General features: G+C 60.7%; 15 protein-coding genes. 9 read left to right on the top strand and 6 right to left on the bottom strand.

The window, feature by feature from the left end:
- The first annotated feature begins 72 nt into the window (after positions 1–72).
- The 9 genes from D882_RS0124135 (at position 73) to pcaC (ending at position 8,334) form a co-directional block, all read left to right on the top strand.
- Complete coding sequence (locus D882_RS0124135) at positions 73–930, top strand: CoA transferase subunit A (RefSeq protein ID WP_027925615.1); 858 nt, start codon at positions 73–75, stop codon at positions 928–930.
- Positions 930–1,709: a CoA-transferase subunit beta gene (locus tag D882_RS0124130; RefSeq protein WP_027925614.1), complete on the top strand. Its 780-nt coding sequence runs from the start codon at positions 930–932 to the stop codon at positions 1,707–1,709. The genes D882_RS0124135 and D882_RS0124130 overlap by 1 nt, the downstream gene beginning before the upstream one ends.
- A complete protein-coding gene (pcaF, locus tag D882_RS0124125) occupies positions 1,706–2,911 on the top strand; it encodes a 3-oxoadipyl-CoA thiolase (protein ID WP_172825950.1) in 1,206 nt (401 codons plus the stop codon). Before D882_RS0124130 ends, pcaF begins: the two co-directional genes overlap by 4 nt.
- A gap of 37 nt (positions 2,912–2,948) precedes the next feature.
- Positions 2,949–3,653, top strand: a complete 705-nt coding sequence (gene pcaH / locus D882_RS0124120; RefSeq protein ID WP_027925612.1) for a protocatechuate 3,4-dioxygenase subunit beta — start codon at positions 2,949–2,951, stop codon at positions 3,651–3,653.
- A 1-nt stretch (position 3,654) separates the two neighbouring features.
- Entirely contained in the window at positions 3,655–4,221 is a 567-nt protein-coding gene (gene pcaG / locus D882_RS0124115) for a protocatechuate 3,4-dioxygenase subunit alpha (protein ID WP_027925611.1), read from the top strand.
- 192 nt (positions 4,222–4,413) lie between these two features.
- A complete protein-coding gene (locus D882_RS0124110) occupies positions 4,414–5,718 on the top strand; it encodes an MFS family transporter (protein WP_027925610.1) in 1,305 nt (434 codons plus the stop codon).
- 45 nt (positions 5,719–5,763) lie between these two features.
- Entirely contained in the window at positions 5,764–7,128 is a 1,365-nt protein-coding gene (locus tag D882_RS0124105; protein WP_027925609.1) for a 3-carboxy-cis,cis-muconate cycloisomerase, read from the top strand.
- Positions 7,129–7,139: 11 nt separating this feature from the next.
- Positions 7,140–7,928, top strand: coding sequence for a 3-oxoadipate enol-lactonase (pcaD, locus tag D882_RS0124100; RefSeq protein WP_027925608.1), 789 nt, complete (start codon positions 7,140–7,142; stop codon positions 7,926–7,928).
- Between the two features lie 13 nt (positions 7,929–7,941).
- Positions 7,942–8,334 (top strand): 4-carboxymuconolactone decarboxylase, encoded by a 393-nt coding sequence (gene pcaC / locus D882_RS0124095; protein ID WP_027925607.1) that lies wholly within the window; start codon positions 7,942–7,944, stop codon positions 8,332–8,334.
- A 129-nt stretch (positions 8,335–8,463) separates the two neighbouring features.
- Here the strand turns inward: pcaC and D882_RS0124090 are convergent, their stop codons facing one another.
- From D882_RS0124090 to emhB, 6 genes are all read right to left on the bottom strand, one after another.
- Positions 8,464–9,282, bottom strand: coding sequence for a methyltransferase domain-containing protein (locus tag D882_RS0124090; RefSeq protein WP_027925606.1), 819 nt, complete (start codon positions 9,280–9,282; stop codon positions 8,464–8,466).
- Positions 9,279–9,671, bottom strand: coding sequence for a DUF1641 domain-containing protein (locus D882_RS0124085; RefSeq protein ID WP_027925605.1), 393 nt, complete (start codon positions 9,669–9,671; stop codon positions 9,279–9,281). Before D882_RS0124085 ends, D882_RS0124090 begins: the two co-directional genes overlap by 4 nt.
- Positions 9,672–9,697: 26 nt before the next feature.
- Positions 9,698–10,888: an FAD/NAD(P)-binding oxidoreductase gene (locus D882_RS0124080; RefSeq protein WP_027925604.1), complete on the bottom strand. Its 1,191-nt coding sequence runs from the start codon at positions 10,886–10,888 to the stop codon at positions 9,698–9,700.
- Positions 10,889–11,080: 192 nt separating this feature from the next.
- Entirely contained in the window at positions 11,081–12,340 is a 1,260-nt protein-coding gene (locus D882_RS0124075; RefSeq protein ID WP_027925603.1) for an OprD family porin, read from the bottom strand.
- 437 nt (positions 12,341–12,777) lie between these two features.
- A complete protein-coding gene (emhC, locus tag D882_RS0124065) occupies positions 12,778–14,238 on the bottom strand; it encodes an efflux RND transporter outer membrane subunit EmhC (protein ID WP_027925602.1) in 1,461 nt (486 codons plus the stop codon).
- On the bottom strand, positions 14,235–17,399 hold the full coding sequence (gene emhB / locus D882_RS0124060; RefSeq protein WP_027925601.1) for an efflux RND transporter permease subunit EmhB: 3,165 nt from the start codon (positions 17,397–17,399) through the stop codon (positions 14,235–14,237). The genes emhC and emhB overlap by 4 nt, the downstream gene beginning before the upstream one ends.

The raw sequence follows: 17,399 nt of genomic DNA, 5'->3' as shown, positions 1-17,399 counted from the left end.
CAGTCATTCCGGCGCTGCGCATCGCGCCTTTTTCTTCCACTGTCGGTTGATCACAAAACGGGAGCCTGCCCCATGGCTGAAATCCTTTCGCTGCACGACGCGGTGAAGCAATTCGTAAACGACGGCGATACGGTCGCGCTCGAAGGCTTCACCCATCTGATCCCTACGGCGGCGGGTCATGAAATCATTCGTCAGGGCAAGAAAGACCTGACGCTGGTGCGCATGACCCCGGACTTGATTTACGACCAGTTGATCGGCGCCGGTTGTGCTCGCAAATTGATTTTCTCCTGGGGCGGCAACCCGGGTGTGGGTTCGCTGCACCGTCTGCGTGATGCCGTCGAAAAGCAGTGGCCGCATCCACTGGAGATCGAAGAGCACAGCCACGCCGACCTGGCCAATGCCTACGTCGCCGGCGCATCCGGCCTACCGTTCGCGGTGCTGCGGGCCTACGCCGGCTCCGACCTGCCGAAGGTCAATCCACTGATCAAGACCGTGACCTGCCCATTCACCGGTGAAGTGTTGGCGGCCGTGCCGTCGGTGCGTCCGGACATCACCGTGATTCACGCGCAGAAGGCTGACCGCAAAGGCAACGTGCTGCTGTGGGGCATTCTTGGTGTGCAGAAAGAAGCCGCACTGGCCGCCAAGCGTTGCATCGTCACCGTCGAAGAAATCGTCGACGACCTCAATGCCCCGATGAACGCCTGCGTCCTGCCAACCTGGGCCTTGAGCGCGGTTTGCCTCGTCCCTGGCGGCGCACATCCGTCCTACGCCCACGGTTACAACGAGCGCGACAACCGCTTCTACCAGGCCTGGGACCCGATTGCCCGCGACCGTGAAACCTTCACCGCGTGGATCAACGAATACATCCACGGCTGCGCTGACTTCAGCGAGTTCCAGGCCAAGCTGGCCGATGCTTCGGAGGCCAAGTAATGACTTACACCACCAATGAAATGATGACCGTCGCCGCCGCGCGCCGTTTGAAGAACGGTTCGGTGTGCTTCGTCGGCATCGGCCTGCCGTCGAAAGCGGCCAACCTGGCGCGCCTGACGTCGTCGCCGGATGTGGTCTTGATCTACGAATCGGGTCCGATCGGTGCCAAGCCGAGCGTATTGCCGCTGTCGATTGGTGACGGTGAGCTGGCGGAAACCGCCGACACCGTGGTCCCGACCGGTGAGATTTTTCGCTATTGGTTGCAGGGCGGGCGCATCGACGTCGGTTTCCTCGGCGCTGCGCAGGTCGACCGTTTCGGCAACATCAACACCACCGTGGTCGGCGATTACCATGCGCCGAAGGTTCGCCTGCCGGGTGCCGGTGGCGCGCCGGAGATCGCCGGTTCGGCTAAAAGTGTGCTGATCATCCTCAAGCAGTCGGCGCGTTCCTTCGTCGATAAACTGGACTTCATTACCTCGGTCGGCCATGGCGAGGGCGGTGATTCACGCAAGCGTCTCGGTCTGCCGGGCGCTGGTCCGGTCGGCATCATTACCGACCTGTGCGTCATGGAACCGGAAGCCGGCACCCATGAATTTGTGGTCACCGCGCTGCACCCCGGCGTGACCCGTGAGCAAGTGGTCGCCGCCACCGGTTGGCCGATTCGTTTTGCCGACACGGTTGAAAACACCGCTGAGCCCACCGACGTCGAACTGACGGCGCTGCGGGATCTTGAAGCCCGCACTGCCGCCGCCCACGGCCAAGCACCCGGAGAAGCCTGATGCGTGACGTTTATATCTGCGACGCCATTCGCACCCCTATCGGCCGTTTTGGCGGCGGTCTGTCGACCGTTCGCGCTGATGATCTGGCCGCTGTGCCGATCAAGGCGCTGATGGAACGCAACCCGTCGGTGGACTGGACGGCGGTGGACGAGGTGTTCCTCGGCTGCGCCAACCAGGCCGGCGAAGACAACCGGAACGTCGCCCGCATGGCATTGCTGCTGGCCGGGCTGCCGGAAAGCATTCCCGGCGTCACGCTCAATCGCCTGTGCGCATCGGGCATGGACGCCATCGGCACGGCGTTCCGCGCCATCGCCAGCGGTGAAATGGAACTGGCGATTGCCGGCGGCGTCGAGTCGATGTCCCGCGCACCGTTCGTGATGGGCAAGGCCGACGCGGCGTTCTCGCGCAACATGAAGCTGGAAGACACCACCATCGGCTGGCGTTTCATCAACCCGTTGATGAAAGCGCAATACGGTGTGGATGCGATGCCGCAGACCGCCGACAACGTGGCCGACGATTACGAAGTGTCTCGCGAGGATCAGGACGCTTTCGCGCTACGCAGCCAGCAGCGCACAGCCGCCGCGCAGGCCGCAGGATTTTTCGCTGAAGAAATCGTCGAAGTGCGGATTGCCCACAAGAAGGGTGAAACGGTCGTGACGCAGGACGAGCATCCTCGTGGCGACACCACGCTGGAGATGTTGGCCAAACTCAAACCGATCAATGGCCCCGACAAAACCGTCACTGCAGGCAACGCTTCGGGCGTCAACGACGGTGCAGCAGCGCTGATTCTGGCCTCGGCCGAAGCCGTGAAAAAACACGGCCTCACCGCCCGCGCCAAAGTGCTGGGCATGGCGAGTGCCGGTGTCGCCCCACGGGTGATGGGCATTGGCCCGGTCCCGGCGGTGCGCAAACTGACCGAGCGTCTGGGCGTGGCGGTCAGCGATTTCGACGTCATCGAACTCAACGAGGCCTTCGCCAGCCAAGGCTTGGCGGTGCTGCGTGAACTGGGCATTGCCGACGACGCGGCCCAGGTCAACCCGAACGGTGGCGCCATTGCTTTGGGCCATCCGCTGGGCATGAGCGGTGCGCGCCTGGTCCTGACCGCGTTGCATCAGCTGGAAAAAACCGGTGGCAAGAAAGGCCTGGCGACCATGTGTGTCGGTGTCGGCCAAGGTCTGGCCCTGGCGATCGAACGCGTCTGACACGTCGCGTCGACAAATAAGAACAGAGGAAAGCGCAATGACTGACAAGCCTGGTTACCGTCGTCCGCAGGAAGGCACTCAGCCGGAATACCTGCACCCGACGTATCAATCCACCAACCTTCGCTCGCCGTCCAAACCGTTGGTGTTTCTGCCCCATTCGCTGTCGGAAATCACCGGCCCGACCATCGGCGCCGAACGCGTCAACGAGAAGGACAACGACCTGACCGTTCAGCACAAGGGCGAGCCGCTGGGTGAGCGGATCATCATTCACGGCCGTGTGCTCGATGAAAACGGTCTGCCGGTGCCGGGTATTCTGGTAGAGATCTGGCAGGCCAACGCCGCCGGTCGCTACAACCATGCCCGCGACCTGCACGACGCGCCGCTCGACCCGAATTTCACCGGCACCGGCCGCACCGTGACCGATGCCGATGGCTGGTATCAATTCCAGACCATCAAGCCCGGCGCCTATCCATGGGGCAACCACCACAACGCATGGCGTCCGGCGCATATCCATTTCTCGTTGTTCGGGCCGAGCATTCTCACGCGGCTGGTCACGCAGATGTATTTCCCGGGTGACCCGTTGCTGGCTTACGACCCGATCTACAACTGCGTGCCGGACACCCGCGCCAAAGAGCGTTTGATCGCCACGTTCGATCTGGAAAAAACCGTCCCTTCCTACGCCCTCGGTTATCGCTGGGACATCGTCTTGCGCGGCCGCGACGCCACGCCGATGGAGAAATAAGATGACGCTGAACGCGACCACGTCCCACACCGTCGGGCCGTATTACCACATCGGCCTGACCTGGCTGAACCGCGAAGACCTGACCGTCGAACAAACCCTGGGCCAACGCGTGGCGATCACCGGGCAAGTCATCGATGGCAACGGTGATGTCGTCAACGACGCGATGCTGGAAGTCTGGCAGGCCAACGCCGCCGGCAAATACGACCATCCGGAAGACGACCAGGACAAACCGCTGGACCCGAACTTCGAAGGCTTTGGCCGGGTGCCGGTGGATGCAGAAGGGCGCTTTCGTTTCACCACCATCAAGCCGGGCACGGTCGAAGGCCTGAAAGGCTCGACCCAGGCGCCGCATTTGGTGGTGCTGGTGTTTGCGCGCGGGTTGGTGAAGCATTTGCTGACGCGGATTTACTTTGAGGGTGACGCGGCGAATGTGTCGGATCCGCTTCTGGAGTGTGTACCGGCCGAGCGTCGCAGCACGTTGCTGGCGAAGCAGGATGCGTCCGGCGTGTATCAGTGGAATGTGATCCTGCAAGGGACTGAAGCCGAGACGGTGTTCTTCGACTATTAAACGTACACCGCAAATCCCTGTGGGAGCGAGCTTGCTCGCGATGGCGGCCTGTCAGTCAACGTTGACGACAGTTACACCGCTATCGAGAGCAAGCTCGCTCCCACAAGGGGATTTGTGTGCCTGATCTATCTGGGGAACAGGACTGTTGCGAAGTGTGTCTAGACTCTCACTGTCCCCATTGAGTGAAAAACAATGACAACGACCGCTGCTTCAACAGAACACTACACCGGCGAAGAGCGCAGCAAGCGCATCTTCGCCATTGTCGGCGCCTCGTCCGGTAACCTCGTGGAATGGTTCGACTTCTACGTCTACGCCTTTTGCGCGATTTATTTCGCCCCGGCCTTTTTCCCCTCCGACAACCCCACGGTGCAGTTGGTCAACACCGCTGGCGTGTTCGCCGCCGGGTTCCTGATGCGCCCCATCGGCGGCTGGATTTTCGGCCGGGTAGCGGACAAGCACGGGCGCAAGAACTCGATGATGATCTCGATTCTGATGATGTGCTTCGGTTCGTTGCTGATCGCTTTCCTGCCGACCTACAAGGACATCGGCGTCTGGGCGCCGGTGCTGTTGCTGCTCGCGCGTTTGATTCAAGGGTTGTCGGTGGGCGGCGAGTACGGCACCACCGCCACCTACATGAGCGAAGTCGCGCTCAAGGGCCAGCGCGGCTTTTTCGCCTCGTTCCAGTACGTGACGCTGATTGGCGGGCAATTGCTGGCGGTGTCGCTGGTGGTGATCCTGCAACAGTTTCTCACCGAGGATGACCTGCGTGCCTACGGCTGGCGGATTCCGTTTGTGGTCGGTGCGGCAGCCGCGCTGATTTCATTGTTCCTGCGCCGTTCGCTGAAGGAAACCAGCAGCAAGGAAATGCGTGAAAACAAGGACGCAGGCAGTATCGCAGCACTATTCCGCGACCATAAAGCCGCGTTCATCACCGTGCTCGGTTACACCGCCGGTGGCTCGCTGATTTTCTACACCTTCACCACGTACATGCAGAAATATCTGGTGAACACCGCCGGCATGCAGGCCAAGACCGCCAGCTACATCATGACCGGTGCACTGTTCCTTTATATGTGCATGCAGCCGTTCTTCGGCATGCTCGCCGACAAGATCGGCCGGCGTAATTCGATGCTCTGGTTCGGCGCCCTCGGGACCTTGTGCACCGTGCCGATTCTGTTGAGCCTGAAAAGTATCAGCAGTCCGTTCCTGGCCTTTGTGCTGATTACCGTGGCGCTGGCGATCGTGAGTTTCTACACCTCGATCAGTGGCCTGGTGAAAGCCGAGATGTTCCCGCCGGAAGTGCGCGCCCTCGGCGTTGGCCTGGCGTACGCGGTGGCGAATGCGATCTTCGGTGGTTCGGCGGAATACGTGGCCCTGAGCCTCAAAGCCGTGGGCATGGAAAACTCCTTCTACTGGTATGTCACGGTGATGATGGTGGTGGCGTTCCTGTTCAGTTTGCGCCTGCCCAAGCAGGCAAAGTATTTGCACCACGACCTCTGATCTTTCCGCGCGGGCCTGACGGGCCCGCGCCATCAAGGACTGTTTATGAACGATCGACCGGGCAATCAATTGTTCGATGCCTATTTCACTGCCCGCGATATGCGTGAAGTGTTCTGCGATCAGGGCCGCGTGCAGGCCATGCTCGACTTCGAAGCGGCACTGGCCCGGGCCGAGGCGCGTGTCGGGCTGATTCCGCAAACGGCTGTCGCTTCGATTGAAGGCGCGTGTCAGGCCGGGCATTACGACTTCGCCGCCCTCGGCGAGGCGATTGCCACTGCAGGCAATTCCGCCATTCCGTTGGTCAAGGCGTTGGGCAAGCGGATCGCGGCCAATGATGCTGACGCCGAGCGCTATGTGCATTTGGGCGCCACCAGCCAGGATGTGATGGACACCGGACTGGTGTTGCAACTGCGCCAGGCACTGGCCTTGATCGAAAGCGATCTTGCGCAACTGGGCGACACCCTCGCCACTCAAGCCCAGCGTTATGTCGCCACGCCGCTGGCTGGACGCACCTGGTTGCAGCACGCCACACCGGTCACCCTCGGTATGAAAATCGCCGGGTGGCTGGGGGCGGTCACCCGCAGCCGTCAGCGCTTGCAAGAACTCAAGCCACGTTTGCTGGTGCTGCAATTTGGTGGCGCCTCGGGAACCCTGGCCGCCCTCGGCGCGCAAGCGATGCCGATTGCCGAAGCGCTGGCCGGCGAGTTGCAACTGACCTTGCCGGATCAGCCTTGGCACACTCAACGTGATCGTCTGGTGGAGTTTGGCTCGGTGCTGGGACTGATCGCCGGCAGCCTCGGCAAACTCGGTCGCGACATCAGTCTGTTGATGCAGACCGAGGCGGGCGAAGTATTCGAACCCTCGGCGCCGGGCAAGGGTGGATCCTCGACCATGCCGCACAAGCGCAACCCGGTGGGTGCTGCGGTGCTGATCGGTGCGGCGACTCGGGTTCCCGGTTTGCTCTCGACGCTCTTCAGCGCCATGCCCCAGGAACACGAGCGCAGCCTCGGTCTGTGGCATGCCGAATGGGAAACCCTGCCGGAGATTTGCTGCCTGGTGTCCGGCAGCCTCAAGCAAGCCTTGCTGGTGGCGCAGGGGCTGGAAGTGGATGCGGCTCGCATGGCGCACAACCTTGATTTGACCCAGGGCCTGGTGCTGGCCGAAGCGGTGAGCATCGTCCTTGCCCAGCGGGTCGGCCGCGACACCGCGCATCATTTGCTGGAACTCTGCTGCAAACGTGCGGTGGCTGAACAGCGGCATCTGCGCGCCGTCCTGGGTGACGAGCCGCAAGTGACCGCCGAGCTTTCGGCGGCTGAACTCGATCATTTGCTGGACCCCGCCCATTACCTCGGCCAGGCCCATACCTGGGTCGAGCGGGCGGTGGCTGAACATTCTGCGTTGACTGCCTGAAGGAGATTGCTGTGGCTTTTGTACAACTCGCCGAGGGCGAACTGCACTACCAAATAGAGGGGCCTGAAGATGCACCGGTCCTGGTGCTGTCCAACTCGCTGGGCACCGACCTGCACATGTGGGACGCACAGATTGCAGCGTTCACCGAACACTTCCGGGTGTTGCGTTTCGACACCCGTGGCCACGGCCTGTCTCTGGTGACCCCCGGCCCGTACAGCATCAAGCAACTGGGCCATGACGTGCTGGCGCTGCTGGATGCCTTGCACATTGAGCGTGCGCATTTCTGCGGGTTGTCCATGGGTGGTTTGATCGGCCAATGGCTGGGGATCAACGCCGCTGATCGACTGAACAAACTGGTGGTGTGCAACACCGCGGCGAAAATCGGCGATCCGTCGATCTGGAACCCGCGCATTGAAACCGTGCTGCGTGACGGTCCGGCCGCGATGGTCGCGCTGCGCGATGCCTCGATTGCGCGCTGGTTTACTCCGGACTTTGCTGCCGCCAATCCGTCTGCCGCGAAGCGAATCACCGACATGCTGGCCGCCACGTCGCCAGAGGGGTACGCCGCCAATTGCGCAGCCGTGCGGGATGCCGATTTCCGTGATCAGTTGTCGTCGATCAAGGCGCCGCTGCTGGTGATCGCCGGCACCGAAGACGCCGTGACGCCGCCGTCCGGTGGGCACTTCATTCAAGAGCACGTGGCGGGCGCCGAATACGCCGAGTTCTACGCCGCGCACTTGTCCAACGTCCAGGCCGGCGCCGCGTTCAGCGCGCGGGTGTTGGCGTTTTTGTCAGCTTAGTAAGGGGATGGTTGTGGACGAAAAACAACGTTACGACGAGGGCATGAAAGTCCGTCGCGCAGTACTCGGCGACGCTCACGTCGACCGCAGCCTGACCGCCCTGACCGAGTTCAACTCGGAGTTCCAGGAGATGATCACCCGCCACGCCTGGGGTGATATCTGGACCCGCCCGGGCCTGCCGCGCCACACCCGCAGCCTGATCACCCTTGCCATGCTGATTGGCATGAACCGCAATGAAGAACTGAAATTGCACCTGCGCGCCGCCGCCAATAATGGCGTATCCCGTGGCGAGATCAAGGAAGTGATCATGCAGAGCGCAATCTACTGCGGCATCCCGGCGGCGAATGCGACGTTCCATTTGGCGGAGTCGGTTTGGGATGAGTTGGGGGTTGAATCGCGGGAGTGACCTCGGGTTTTGATGGTGCCTGAGCTGAGGCCTTCGCGAGCAGGCTCGCTCCTACATTAGACCGCATTCTTCCGGGAGGATTTCGGTCAACTGTAGGAGTGAGCCTGCTCGCGATAGCGATGCCATGGCTTACACAGTAGCCACAATGAAAACCCGCTTGAACGGAAACAACGTGTGCCCATCCCCCTCCCGCGGATATTGCGCATGCACCCGCATCATGAAGTGATAGATGAACCTCGCCTGTTCGTCATCCTTCAATCCCTGCATGACCTCCCTTAACGCCGACACCTTGATCCAGTCATAAATCGGCGACTTGCCGTCAACCACCTGTAGCTGCTCGGTTTCCCAGATATCCAGCGTGGCACAGAGCGGCGCCAGTAATCGGTAGTAGTCCTCCAACGACAACAGTGGCCGCCGGGTCATGGTTTCGCGCAACTGCGGTGTGCCCAACGGCTGACCGTTGTGGCCGCCATCGTCGAGGGTTTCGAGCATCAGCTGATACCACGGCGCATCCCGCCAGTCAGGCATGTGCGCCGCCAGACAACCGCCCGGGTCGAGGTGTGTGAGCAATCGGGGCAACAGCCGTTGATGATCGTCGATGAAATGCAGCACGGCGGCGGCAAATAGCAGATCGGCGGGTTGTTCGGGCTGCCAGTTTTGCAGGTCGCACTGCTTCCAGTGGGCCCTGATCGGCAAGGCTCTGGCCTCCTGAAGCATTTGCTCAGAACTGTCGATACCCATCAAGTGCGCGCGGGGCCAACGCTTGGCCAGCAGCTGTGTCGCAATGCCCGTGCCGCAGCCCAGGTCGTAGATGCGACGGGGGTTCTTGATGTCGACACGGTCGAGCAGTTCGTTGACCGGTCGTTGCCTGAGGCGGGAAAACTGCTGGTACGCCTTGGCGTCCCAGTGAGTACAGGCGTTCCCTGCCGTTTCGAGTTTGACGCTCATGAGGTGATCCTCTCTGGCGATGACAGTTGCCTTCCGATGACATTCAGGGATTTCAGGACAACCGCCACGCCTTTGCGTGTGTCCGGATCGTTCAGCATTTTGATCAGCGCATAGGCGCCTGGTGGGGCGGCGGCGCTGACCTCGGCTTTGGCCAGGCGCACGGCATTGCCAATCATCCAGGTGGACGCCGTGGCGTTTTCGAACAGCTGCGCCAGTTTTTCTACCATTGCAGGGTCCAGCAGGTCGATCATGTCCGAGACCAGCGACAGCGCATCGACAATATTGTCCAGCCGCCCGCCGTCGAGCAACGGCTGAAGTTTGGCCATCAAGGCGTTCAGCCCCGGCGTTCCGGTCGCACCGACCGCCAGTGTTTCATCCAATGAGTTCATCACCGTTCACTCCTCCCTGTGCAGGGTCAAAGCATTCCGCGGGCAACCGCCCAATACAGGCCACGATTGAAGCCATGCCTGAGCAGGCCGCCAAGTTTGGTCGGCGGAGTCGGCGACACGTCACGGGCATAGTTGTACACCAGTGGCATGCCGGCATTGAGGCCCATTTGCGCGACGGCCTGAACACGCCCGTCATAGACGCTGTTGGGCGCGCCAAGGCGAATCTGCGCGGTAATATTGTTGGCGATCACCGGCGCCTGGTTGTGGCAGGCGCCTCCGGCCTTGCTCACCGGCAGGTCGACGGTGTCGCCAATCACGTAGACGTTTTCGAGGCCATAAACCTGCAGGGTTTCGTGGTTAGTCGGCAGCCAGCCTTCGTTATTCGGGGCTTGCGAAACGCCGCACTCCAGCACTGCATCCACGGCGCGGATCGGTGGCGTTGCCATCAGGATGTCGAACGGTTGCGCGTCGCCTTCTGCCGAGTAGGCGATCTTCTGATCCGGATCGACCCGGTCGAGGGTGAAGCCGCGTTGGAAGTGAATGTTTTTCTGCTCGAAAATGCCGGGCAGTATTTCTCCCGTAGGCCTTTGCAGAAACAGGCAGTTGCGCAGCAGCTGAGCGGTGGTCGGGTAGGTGTAGATGATTTCCACCTTGTCGCGTACACCCCGAAGCCGCAGAAAATCATCGAGCATCAGCGTGGTTTCCACCGGGGCAATGCCGCATTGATGCGGCACGTTGGGTGTGTGCGGAAAGGACACTGTGATGAAAATCCGGCCCTTCTTGATCGTGCTCAGGCGTTCTGCCAGTTGCCGGGCGGGTTGATATTGGTAGAAGTGGTCGCCGGCTTCTTTCAAGCCTTCGATACGCTCCGGTGCGGGTACGCAACCGGTGGCGATGACCATAAAGTCATAGCCATAACATTTGCCGCTGCGGGTTTTCAGGCTTTGGCCGGGAAAATCGAAGTGTACGACTTCCTCGATGTGAAAGCTGATTTCCGGGCGCAACAATGAACGTTCCGGGCGCTTGAGTTCTTCTTCAAAGAACTGATTGAACGCCACATACATGAACGCAGGTTTGTAGAAGTGATCGGGGGAATTGGACAGTAATGCAATCGAGACTTCGCCACGCAGGATTTCTGGATACAACTTGCTGGCCAGTTGATTGGCCAGCATGGTTCCACCTACGCCGCCACCGACGATAACTATTCGCTTGCTCATACCTGACCTCCATGGTCATGGCAGCTTCGCGTACAGCATCCGGAGATAACGGAAGAAAAAATGGGGCTCCTACATCAGGCTGGAGAATTTAAACGCACAGCCTGACTGTATCTGCGCTTGTGCAAACCGCCAGTACCAAGTGACCAGTGGTTAGCGCCGGCATTACCTGAGCGCGCATGCCGGCGCTGAGTTTTATAACAAACTGATCGGATAGCTGACGATCAACCGGTTCTCGTCGAATTCGTTGTTGCTGAAGTCGCGGCGGATGGTCGAGTTGCGCCATTTGAGGTTGAAGTCCTTCAGCGCGCCGCTTTGCACGGTGTAGCCCAGTTCCGACTCGCGGCCCCATTCCTTGCCGTCGGTGACGGTGCCGGTGTGGACGTTGTCGCCGCTGATGTAGCGGTTCATCAGGGTCAGGCCCGGAATGCCGAGGGCGACGAAGTTGTAGTCGTGGCGCACCTGCCAGGATTTTTCCTGTGCGTTGTCATAACTGGCGTTGTAGCTGTCGTTGGCCAGGGTGCCGCCGCTGGTGCCGTTGACGCGCATCCAGGCGCTGTCGCCAGTGAGTTTTTGCAGGCCGACGTAGAAGGTGTTGCCGCCGTATTTGGCCGAGAACAGGCCAGACCAGGTCTTGTTGTCGAGATCGCCGGCGCGGGCGCTGCCGTCATCCTTGCCGTAGAAAAAGCCGAGGTTGGCGCCCAGGGTCCAGTCGCCCAGTGGCTGGCTGTGGATCAGATTGACGAATTGCTGGCTGTAGATGTCCTTGAGTTCGGCGTTCCACAGGCCAATCTGGGTGCGCTTGTCGTTGAAGGCGTATTCACCGCCCTGGAAGTTGAAGCGGTCGGAGGTGAAGGCCGGTTTCCCGTTCATCGACATGTCGCTCATGCTGCTGTCGTCGCGTGGGCTGTTGGCGCGGAACTGGCCGCCGTAAAGCGTCAGGCCGGCGATTTCCTTCGAGGTGATCTGGCCGCCACGGAAGGTTTGTGGCAGGGAGCGACCATCGTCTGAACGCAGGATGGGCAGCACCGGCATCCATTCACCGACCTTGACTTCAGTCTGGGACAGCTTGGCCTTGAACGCGACGTTGGTGCGACCGAAGTTGTCCGCCGGGCGTCCGTCATGGTCCAGTGGCAGCAACTGCGTACCGCCGGTGCCTTTGCCGCCGTCGAGCTTCACTGAATACAAACCCAACACATCCATACCGAAACCGACAGTGCCCTGGGTGAAGCCGGATTTGGCGTCGAGGATGAAGCTTTGCGTCCACTCTTCAGCCTTGCCTTGAGCCTTGGTCGGGTTGGTGAAATTGCGGTTGATGTAGAAGTTGCGCAGGTTCAGGTTGACCTTGGCGCCGTCGACAAAACCCGCTTCCTCGGCCATGACAGGCAGGGCAGCGCTGGCCAGGGCGATGGCGATTAGGCTGGGAAGATAATACTGCGCGGTGGAAGGCGTCATGGGGCGGTCTCTCTAATTGTTAGGGATGAAACAGGGCGCTGCCGCAACGTCGGAATTGCGGACAAAGGATTCGAAGTTGTGAAAATCGGAACGGATCAGCCGGACAGGGCAGGGCGCGGGGACATGGTGTCGAACCTGATGTTATTGGTCTTGTGGGGGCAGATGGTGAGGGGAATGAACCAGCTGGTTCAATTGGCAAAAGCGGGTTTTGGGCGATAATCGAACGTAAGATTGGATTAGATTTTGTGTCGTTTGCGCGGGCCTCATCGCGGGCAAGCCCGCTCCCACAGGTTTCTATGTTTGCCGCAAATCACATACACACAGAAATCCCCTGTGGGAGCGGGCTTGCCCGCGATGAGGCCAGTGCTGACAACACAGTGTTCGGCAGACAACAAAAAGCCCACCAAAAGGTGGGCTTGATGTTTTTCATAACGCGATCAGAACAACTTCATCTTCGGCGCGTCTTCTTTGAGCGGTTCGACTTTCGCCGTCTGCTCATTCCAGCCACCGCCCAAGGCCTTGTACAGATTGACCGCACTGACCAACTGCGCCAGGCGATCAGTGATCAGCACTTGTTGCGCGTTGAACAGCTGACGCTGGGCGTCGAGGAAGGTCAGGTTGCTGTCGACACCAATGCGGTAACGACGCTCGGCCAGGCGGTAGTACTCCTGGTTGGCGGTGACGTTGTCACGCTGCGCCTGCAACTGGTGGGTGTAGGTCTCGCGGGCAGCCAGGCCGTCGGCGACTTCCTGGAAGGCCGTTTGAATGGACTTCTCGTAGTTCGCCACGCCGATGTCTTTCTGGATTTTCGAGTAATCCAGGCTGGCGCTCAGGCTGCCGGCGTTGAAGATCGGCAGGTTGATCTGCGGCGAGAACAGCCAGGTGCCCGAACCGCCCTTGAACAGACCGGACAAGTCCGGGCTCAGGGTGCCGGCGTTGGCCGTCAGGCTGATGCTCGGAAAGAACGCAGCCCGTGCCGCGCCGATGTTGGCGTTGGCAGCTTTGAGGTTGTATTCGGCCTGGAGGATGTCCGGACGACGTTGCAGCAAGTCCGATGGCAGGCCGGCGGGTACGTCGCTCAGCAAATCGTCGGACAGTGGCTTGGCCGCTTGCAGGTTGGTCGGGATGCCGGTGCCAAGCAGGAGCACCAGGCTGTTTTCATCCTGAGCGACCTGGCGGGTGTACTTCGCCAGTTGAACCCGGGCGGTTTCCACCGAGGTGCGCGACTGGGCGAGGTCCAGCGCAGACGCAACACCGACTTCGGCACTGCGCGCGGTGAGCTTGTAACTCTCCTCGAACGCACCGAGGGTGTCCTGGGTCACTTTCAGCAGTTCCTTGTCGGCTTGCCAGGCCAGGTAGGCGTTGGCCACGCTGGCCACCAGGCTGAGCTGCGTGCTGCGTCGACCTTCTTCAGTAGCGAAGTACTTCTGCAGCGCTTCTTCGCTCAGGCTGCGAACCCGACCGAACAGGTCGAGTTCATAGGCACTGATGCCGACCGTCGCCGAGTAGGAACTGGTGATGCCCGCCTGGCCGGACTGCGAAGCGTCAGCCGGAACGCGCTGACGGCTGCCGGTGCCGTTGGCCGACACGGCCGGGTACAGGTCGGCGCGCTGGATGCGGTACTGCGCTGCAAAGGCGTCAATGTTCAAGGCAGCGACACGCAGGTCACGGTTGTTTTCCAGTGCGACCTGGATCAACTGTTGCAGGGCCGGGTCATGGAAAAACTGCTTCCAGCCTTGCTCCGCTGCCGCCTGGCCAGGCGCCTGGGCCGGCGAATACGCCGGGCCTTGCGGGTATTGGGCTGCCACCGGTGCCGCAGGTTGCTGATAATCAGGTATCAGCGAGCAACCACCGAGCACAAACGCGGCAACGGCTAGGGAGAGTAGCGACTTGCTCATTGGCCAGCCTCTTTAGGAGTTTCAGTGGCGTCATCCTGGTCGACTTTTTTGCGCTGACCGATGGACGACACAGTGACGAAGAACAGTGGGACCCAGAAGATCGCCAGAACGGTGGCGGTGATCATACCGCCAATCACCCCGGTGCCGATGGCATGCTGGCTGCCCGAACCTGCACCGGTGGAAATCGCCAGGGGTACCACGCCCAGAACGAAGGCCAGCGAGGTCATGATGATCGGTCGCAGACGCATCCGGCAGGCTTCAATCGCCGCATCGCGCAAGCTACGCCCTTGTTCATGCAGTTCCTTTGCAAATTCGACAATCAGAATGGCGTTTTTCGCCGCCAGGCCGATGGTCGTCAACAGGCCCACCTGGAAGTACACGTCGTTGGACAGGCCACGCAGGCTGGTCGCCATCAGTGCACCGATGATCCCCAGCGGCACCACCAGCATCACCGCAATCGGGATCGACCAGCTTTCGTACAGCGCCGCCAGACACAGGAACACCATCAGCAACGACAGGGCGTACAGCGCTGGCGCTTGCGAACCGGACAAGCGTTCCTCGTAAGACAGGCCGGTCCAGGAAATACCGACACCCGCCGGCAGTTTCGCGGCAATGGCTTCGACTTCGGCCATGGCTTCACCGGTGGAGTAGCCCGGCGCCGGGGAACCGAGGATTTCCATCGCTTCCACGCCGTTGTAACGGGCCAGCTTCGGCGAGCCGTAAATCCATTCACCCTTGGCAAACGCCGAGAACGGAACCATGGTGCCGACGCTGTTGCGCACATACCATTTCTTCAGGTCTTCCGGGCTCATACGCGAGCCGGGCTGGCCTTGCACGTACACCTTCTTCACTCGACCACGGTCGATGAAGTCGTTGACGTAGCTACTGCCCAACGCAATCGACAGGGTGTTGTTGATGTCGGCGATGGTCACGCCCAGGGCGCTGGCCTTCTCGTCGTCGATTTCCAGTTGGTATTGCGGTTCGTCGTTCAGGCCGTTCGGGCGCACTTGCGTCAGAATCTTGCTTTGCGCGGCCATGCCGAGGAACTGGTTACGGGCAGCCATCAGCTTTTCGTGACCAATGCCGGCACGGTCTTGCAGGAACACGTCGAAACCGGTGGCGTTACCCAGTTCCAGTACCGCCGGTGGCGCAAAGGCAAACACCATGGCATCGCGGAAGGTGAAGAAGTGCTGCTGTGCACGGGCCGCCACCTTGAACACGTTGTTGTCGGCGTTACGTTCGTCCCATGGGCGAAGCATGATGAACGCCATACCCGAGCTCTGGCCGCGACCGGCGAAGTTGAAGCCGGTCACGGTAAACACCGAGTTCACTGCATCGCCTTCACCGCCATCCTTGCCCGGACGCAGCAGGAATTCACGCATCTCGTCCACGACCACCTGGGTTCGCTGGGCCGTTGAACCGGCCGGCGTCTGCACCTGGGCGAACAGTACACCCTGGTCTTCTTCCGGCAGGAACGCTGTTGGAATACGGGTGAACAACCAGATCATGCCGACAATGATGATGAGGTAGGCCAACAGGTACGGCGCCTTGTGCGCGAGCATGCTGCCCACGCCGCGCTCGTAGCGTTTTACGCCACGGTCGAAATTACGGTTGAACCAGCCGAAGAAGCCGCGCTTGGGTGTGCCGTGCTCACCCTTCGGAATGGCCTTGAGCATGGTGGCGCAGAGCGCCGGTGTGAAGATCAGTGCAACCAGTACCGACAAGGCCATGGCCGAGACGATGGTGATCGAGAACTGCTTGTAGATCACGCCGGTGGAGCCGCTGAAGAACGCCATTGGCAGCAGAACCGCCGACAGCACCATGGCGATACCGACCAGTGCGCCCTGGATCTGCCCCATGGATTTCTTGGTGGCCTCCTTGGGTGACAGGCCTTCTTCACTCATGACCCGTTCGACGTTTTCCACCACGACGATGGCGTCGTCCACCAGCAAGCCGATGGCCAGGACCATACCGAACATGGTCAGGGTGTTGATGCTGAAACCGGCGGCCGCGAGGATGCCGAATGTACCGAGCAGTACCACCGGCACGGTCATCGTGGTGATGATGGTGGCGCGGAAGTTTTGCAGGAACAGGAACATCACCAGGAACACCAGCACGACGGCTTCGACCAACGTGTGAACCACACCTTTGATCGACTCGGTCACCACTGGAGTGGTGTCATACGGAAACACCACTTCCATCCCTTGCGGGAAGAACGGCTTGAGGTCGTCGATGGTCTTGCGCAGGGCTGTGGCGGTATCCAGGGCGTTGGCGCCGGTGGCCAGCTTCACGGCCAGGCCGGACGCCGGAGCGCCGTTGAACTGGGCGTTGATGCTGTAGTTTTCACCGCCCAGACCCACCTCGGCGACATCTTTCAAGCGAACCTGAGAGCCGTCCTTGTTGACCTTGAGCAGGATTTTATTGAATTGCTCAGCGGTCTGCAGACGGGTCTTGCCGATGATCGTGGCGTTCAGCTGCGTGTCGGGCAGGGCCGGCAAACCGCCGAGTTGACCGGACGAGATCTGCACGTTTTGCGCGGCAATGGCGGTTTTGACGTCAACCGGGGTCAGGTTGAAGTTGTTCAACTTGGCCGGGTCGAGCCAGATACGCATGGCGTACTGGGAACCGAACACCTGGAAGTCGCCGACGCCGGCGGTCCGCGAGATCGGGTCCTGCATGTTCGACACGATGTAGTTGGACAAGTCGTCCTTGGTCATGCTGCCGTCACGCGAGACCACGCCGATGACCAACAGGAAGTTCTTCACGGCCTTGGTCACGCGGATACCTTGCTGCTGCACTTCTTGCGGCAGCAGCGGGGTGGCCAGGTTCAGCTTGTTCTGGACCTGAACCTGCGCGGTATCGGAGTTGGTGCCTTGCTCGAAGGTCGCGGTGATGGTCATGGTGCCGTCGGAGTTACTTTCCGAGGACACATAACGCAAGTGGTCGATGCCGTTGAGCTGTTGCTCGATCACCTGCACCACGGTGTCCTGTACCGTTTGTGCCGAAGCACCCGGGTAGGTCACAGAGATGGCGATCGCCGGAGGCGCGATGCTCGGGTATTGGTTGATCGGCAGCTTGAGGATCGATAGTGCCCCGACCAGCATGATCACCAGGGCAATTACCCAGGCGAAAATCGGACGGTCGATAAAAAATTTCGACAT

Origin of the sequence: Pseudomonas sp. URMO17WK12:I12, assembly GCF_000514395.1 — a bacterium.
In the GTDB taxonomy this organism is placed as follows: Bacteria; Pseudomonadota; Gammaproteobacteria; order Pseudomonadales; family Pseudomonadaceae; genus Aquipseudomonas; species Aquipseudomonas mucoides.
Note: the sequence above shows the minus strand (reverse complement) of the source record. Positions and strands in the feature narration are given on the sequence as shown.

What these genes read in the sequence shown, in the direction of transcription:
- D882_RS0124135 (WP_027925615.1), top strand. Translation starts at nt 73, where the DNA reads ATGGCTGAAATCCTTTCGCTGCACGACGCGGTGAAGCAATTCGTAAAC.
- D882_RS0124130 (WP_027925614.1), top strand. Translation starts at nt 930, where the DNA reads ATGACTTACACCACCAATGAAATGATGACCGTCGCCGCCGCGCGCCGT.
- pcaH (WP_027925612.1), top strand. Translation starts at nt 2,949, where the DNA reads ATGACTGACAAGCCTGGTTACCGTCGTCCGCAGGAAGGCACTCAGCCG.
- pcaG (WP_027925611.1), top strand. Translation starts at nt 3,655, where the DNA reads ATGACGCTGAACGCGACCACGTCCCACACCGTCGGGCCGTATTACCAC.
- D882_RS0124110 (WP_027925610.1), top strand. Translation starts at nt 4,414, where the DNA reads ATGACAACGACCGCTGCTTCAACAGAACACTACACCGGCGAAGAGCGC.
- D882_RS0124105 (WP_027925609.1), top strand. Translation starts at nt 5,764, where the DNA reads ATGAACGATCGACCGGGCAATCAATTGTTCGATGCCTATTTCACTGCC.
- D882_RS0124090 (WP_027925606.1), bottom strand. Translation starts at nt 9,282, where the DNA reads ATGAGCGTCAAACTCGAAACGGCAGGGAACGCCTGTACTCACTGGGAC.
- D882_RS0124085 (WP_027925605.1), bottom strand. Translation starts at nt 9,671, where the DNA reads ATGAACTCATTGGATGAAACACTGGCGGTCGGTGCGACCGGAACGCCG.
- D882_RS0124080 (WP_027925604.1), bottom strand. Translation starts at nt 10,888, where the DNA reads ATGAGCAAGCGAATAGTTATCGTCGGTGGCGGCGTAGGTGGAACCATG.
- D882_RS0124075 (WP_027925603.1), bottom strand. Translation starts at nt 12,340, where the DNA reads ATGACGCCTTCCACCGCGCAGTATTATCTTCCCAGCCTAATCGCCATC.
- emhC (WP_027925602.1), bottom strand. Translation starts at nt 14,238, where the DNA reads ATGAGCAAGTCGCTACTCTCCCTAGCCGTTGCCGCGTTTGTGCTCGGT.
- emhB (WP_027925601.1), bottom strand. Translation starts at nt 17,399, where the DNA reads ATGTCGAAATTTTTTATCGACCGTCCGATTTTCGCCTGGGTAATTGCC.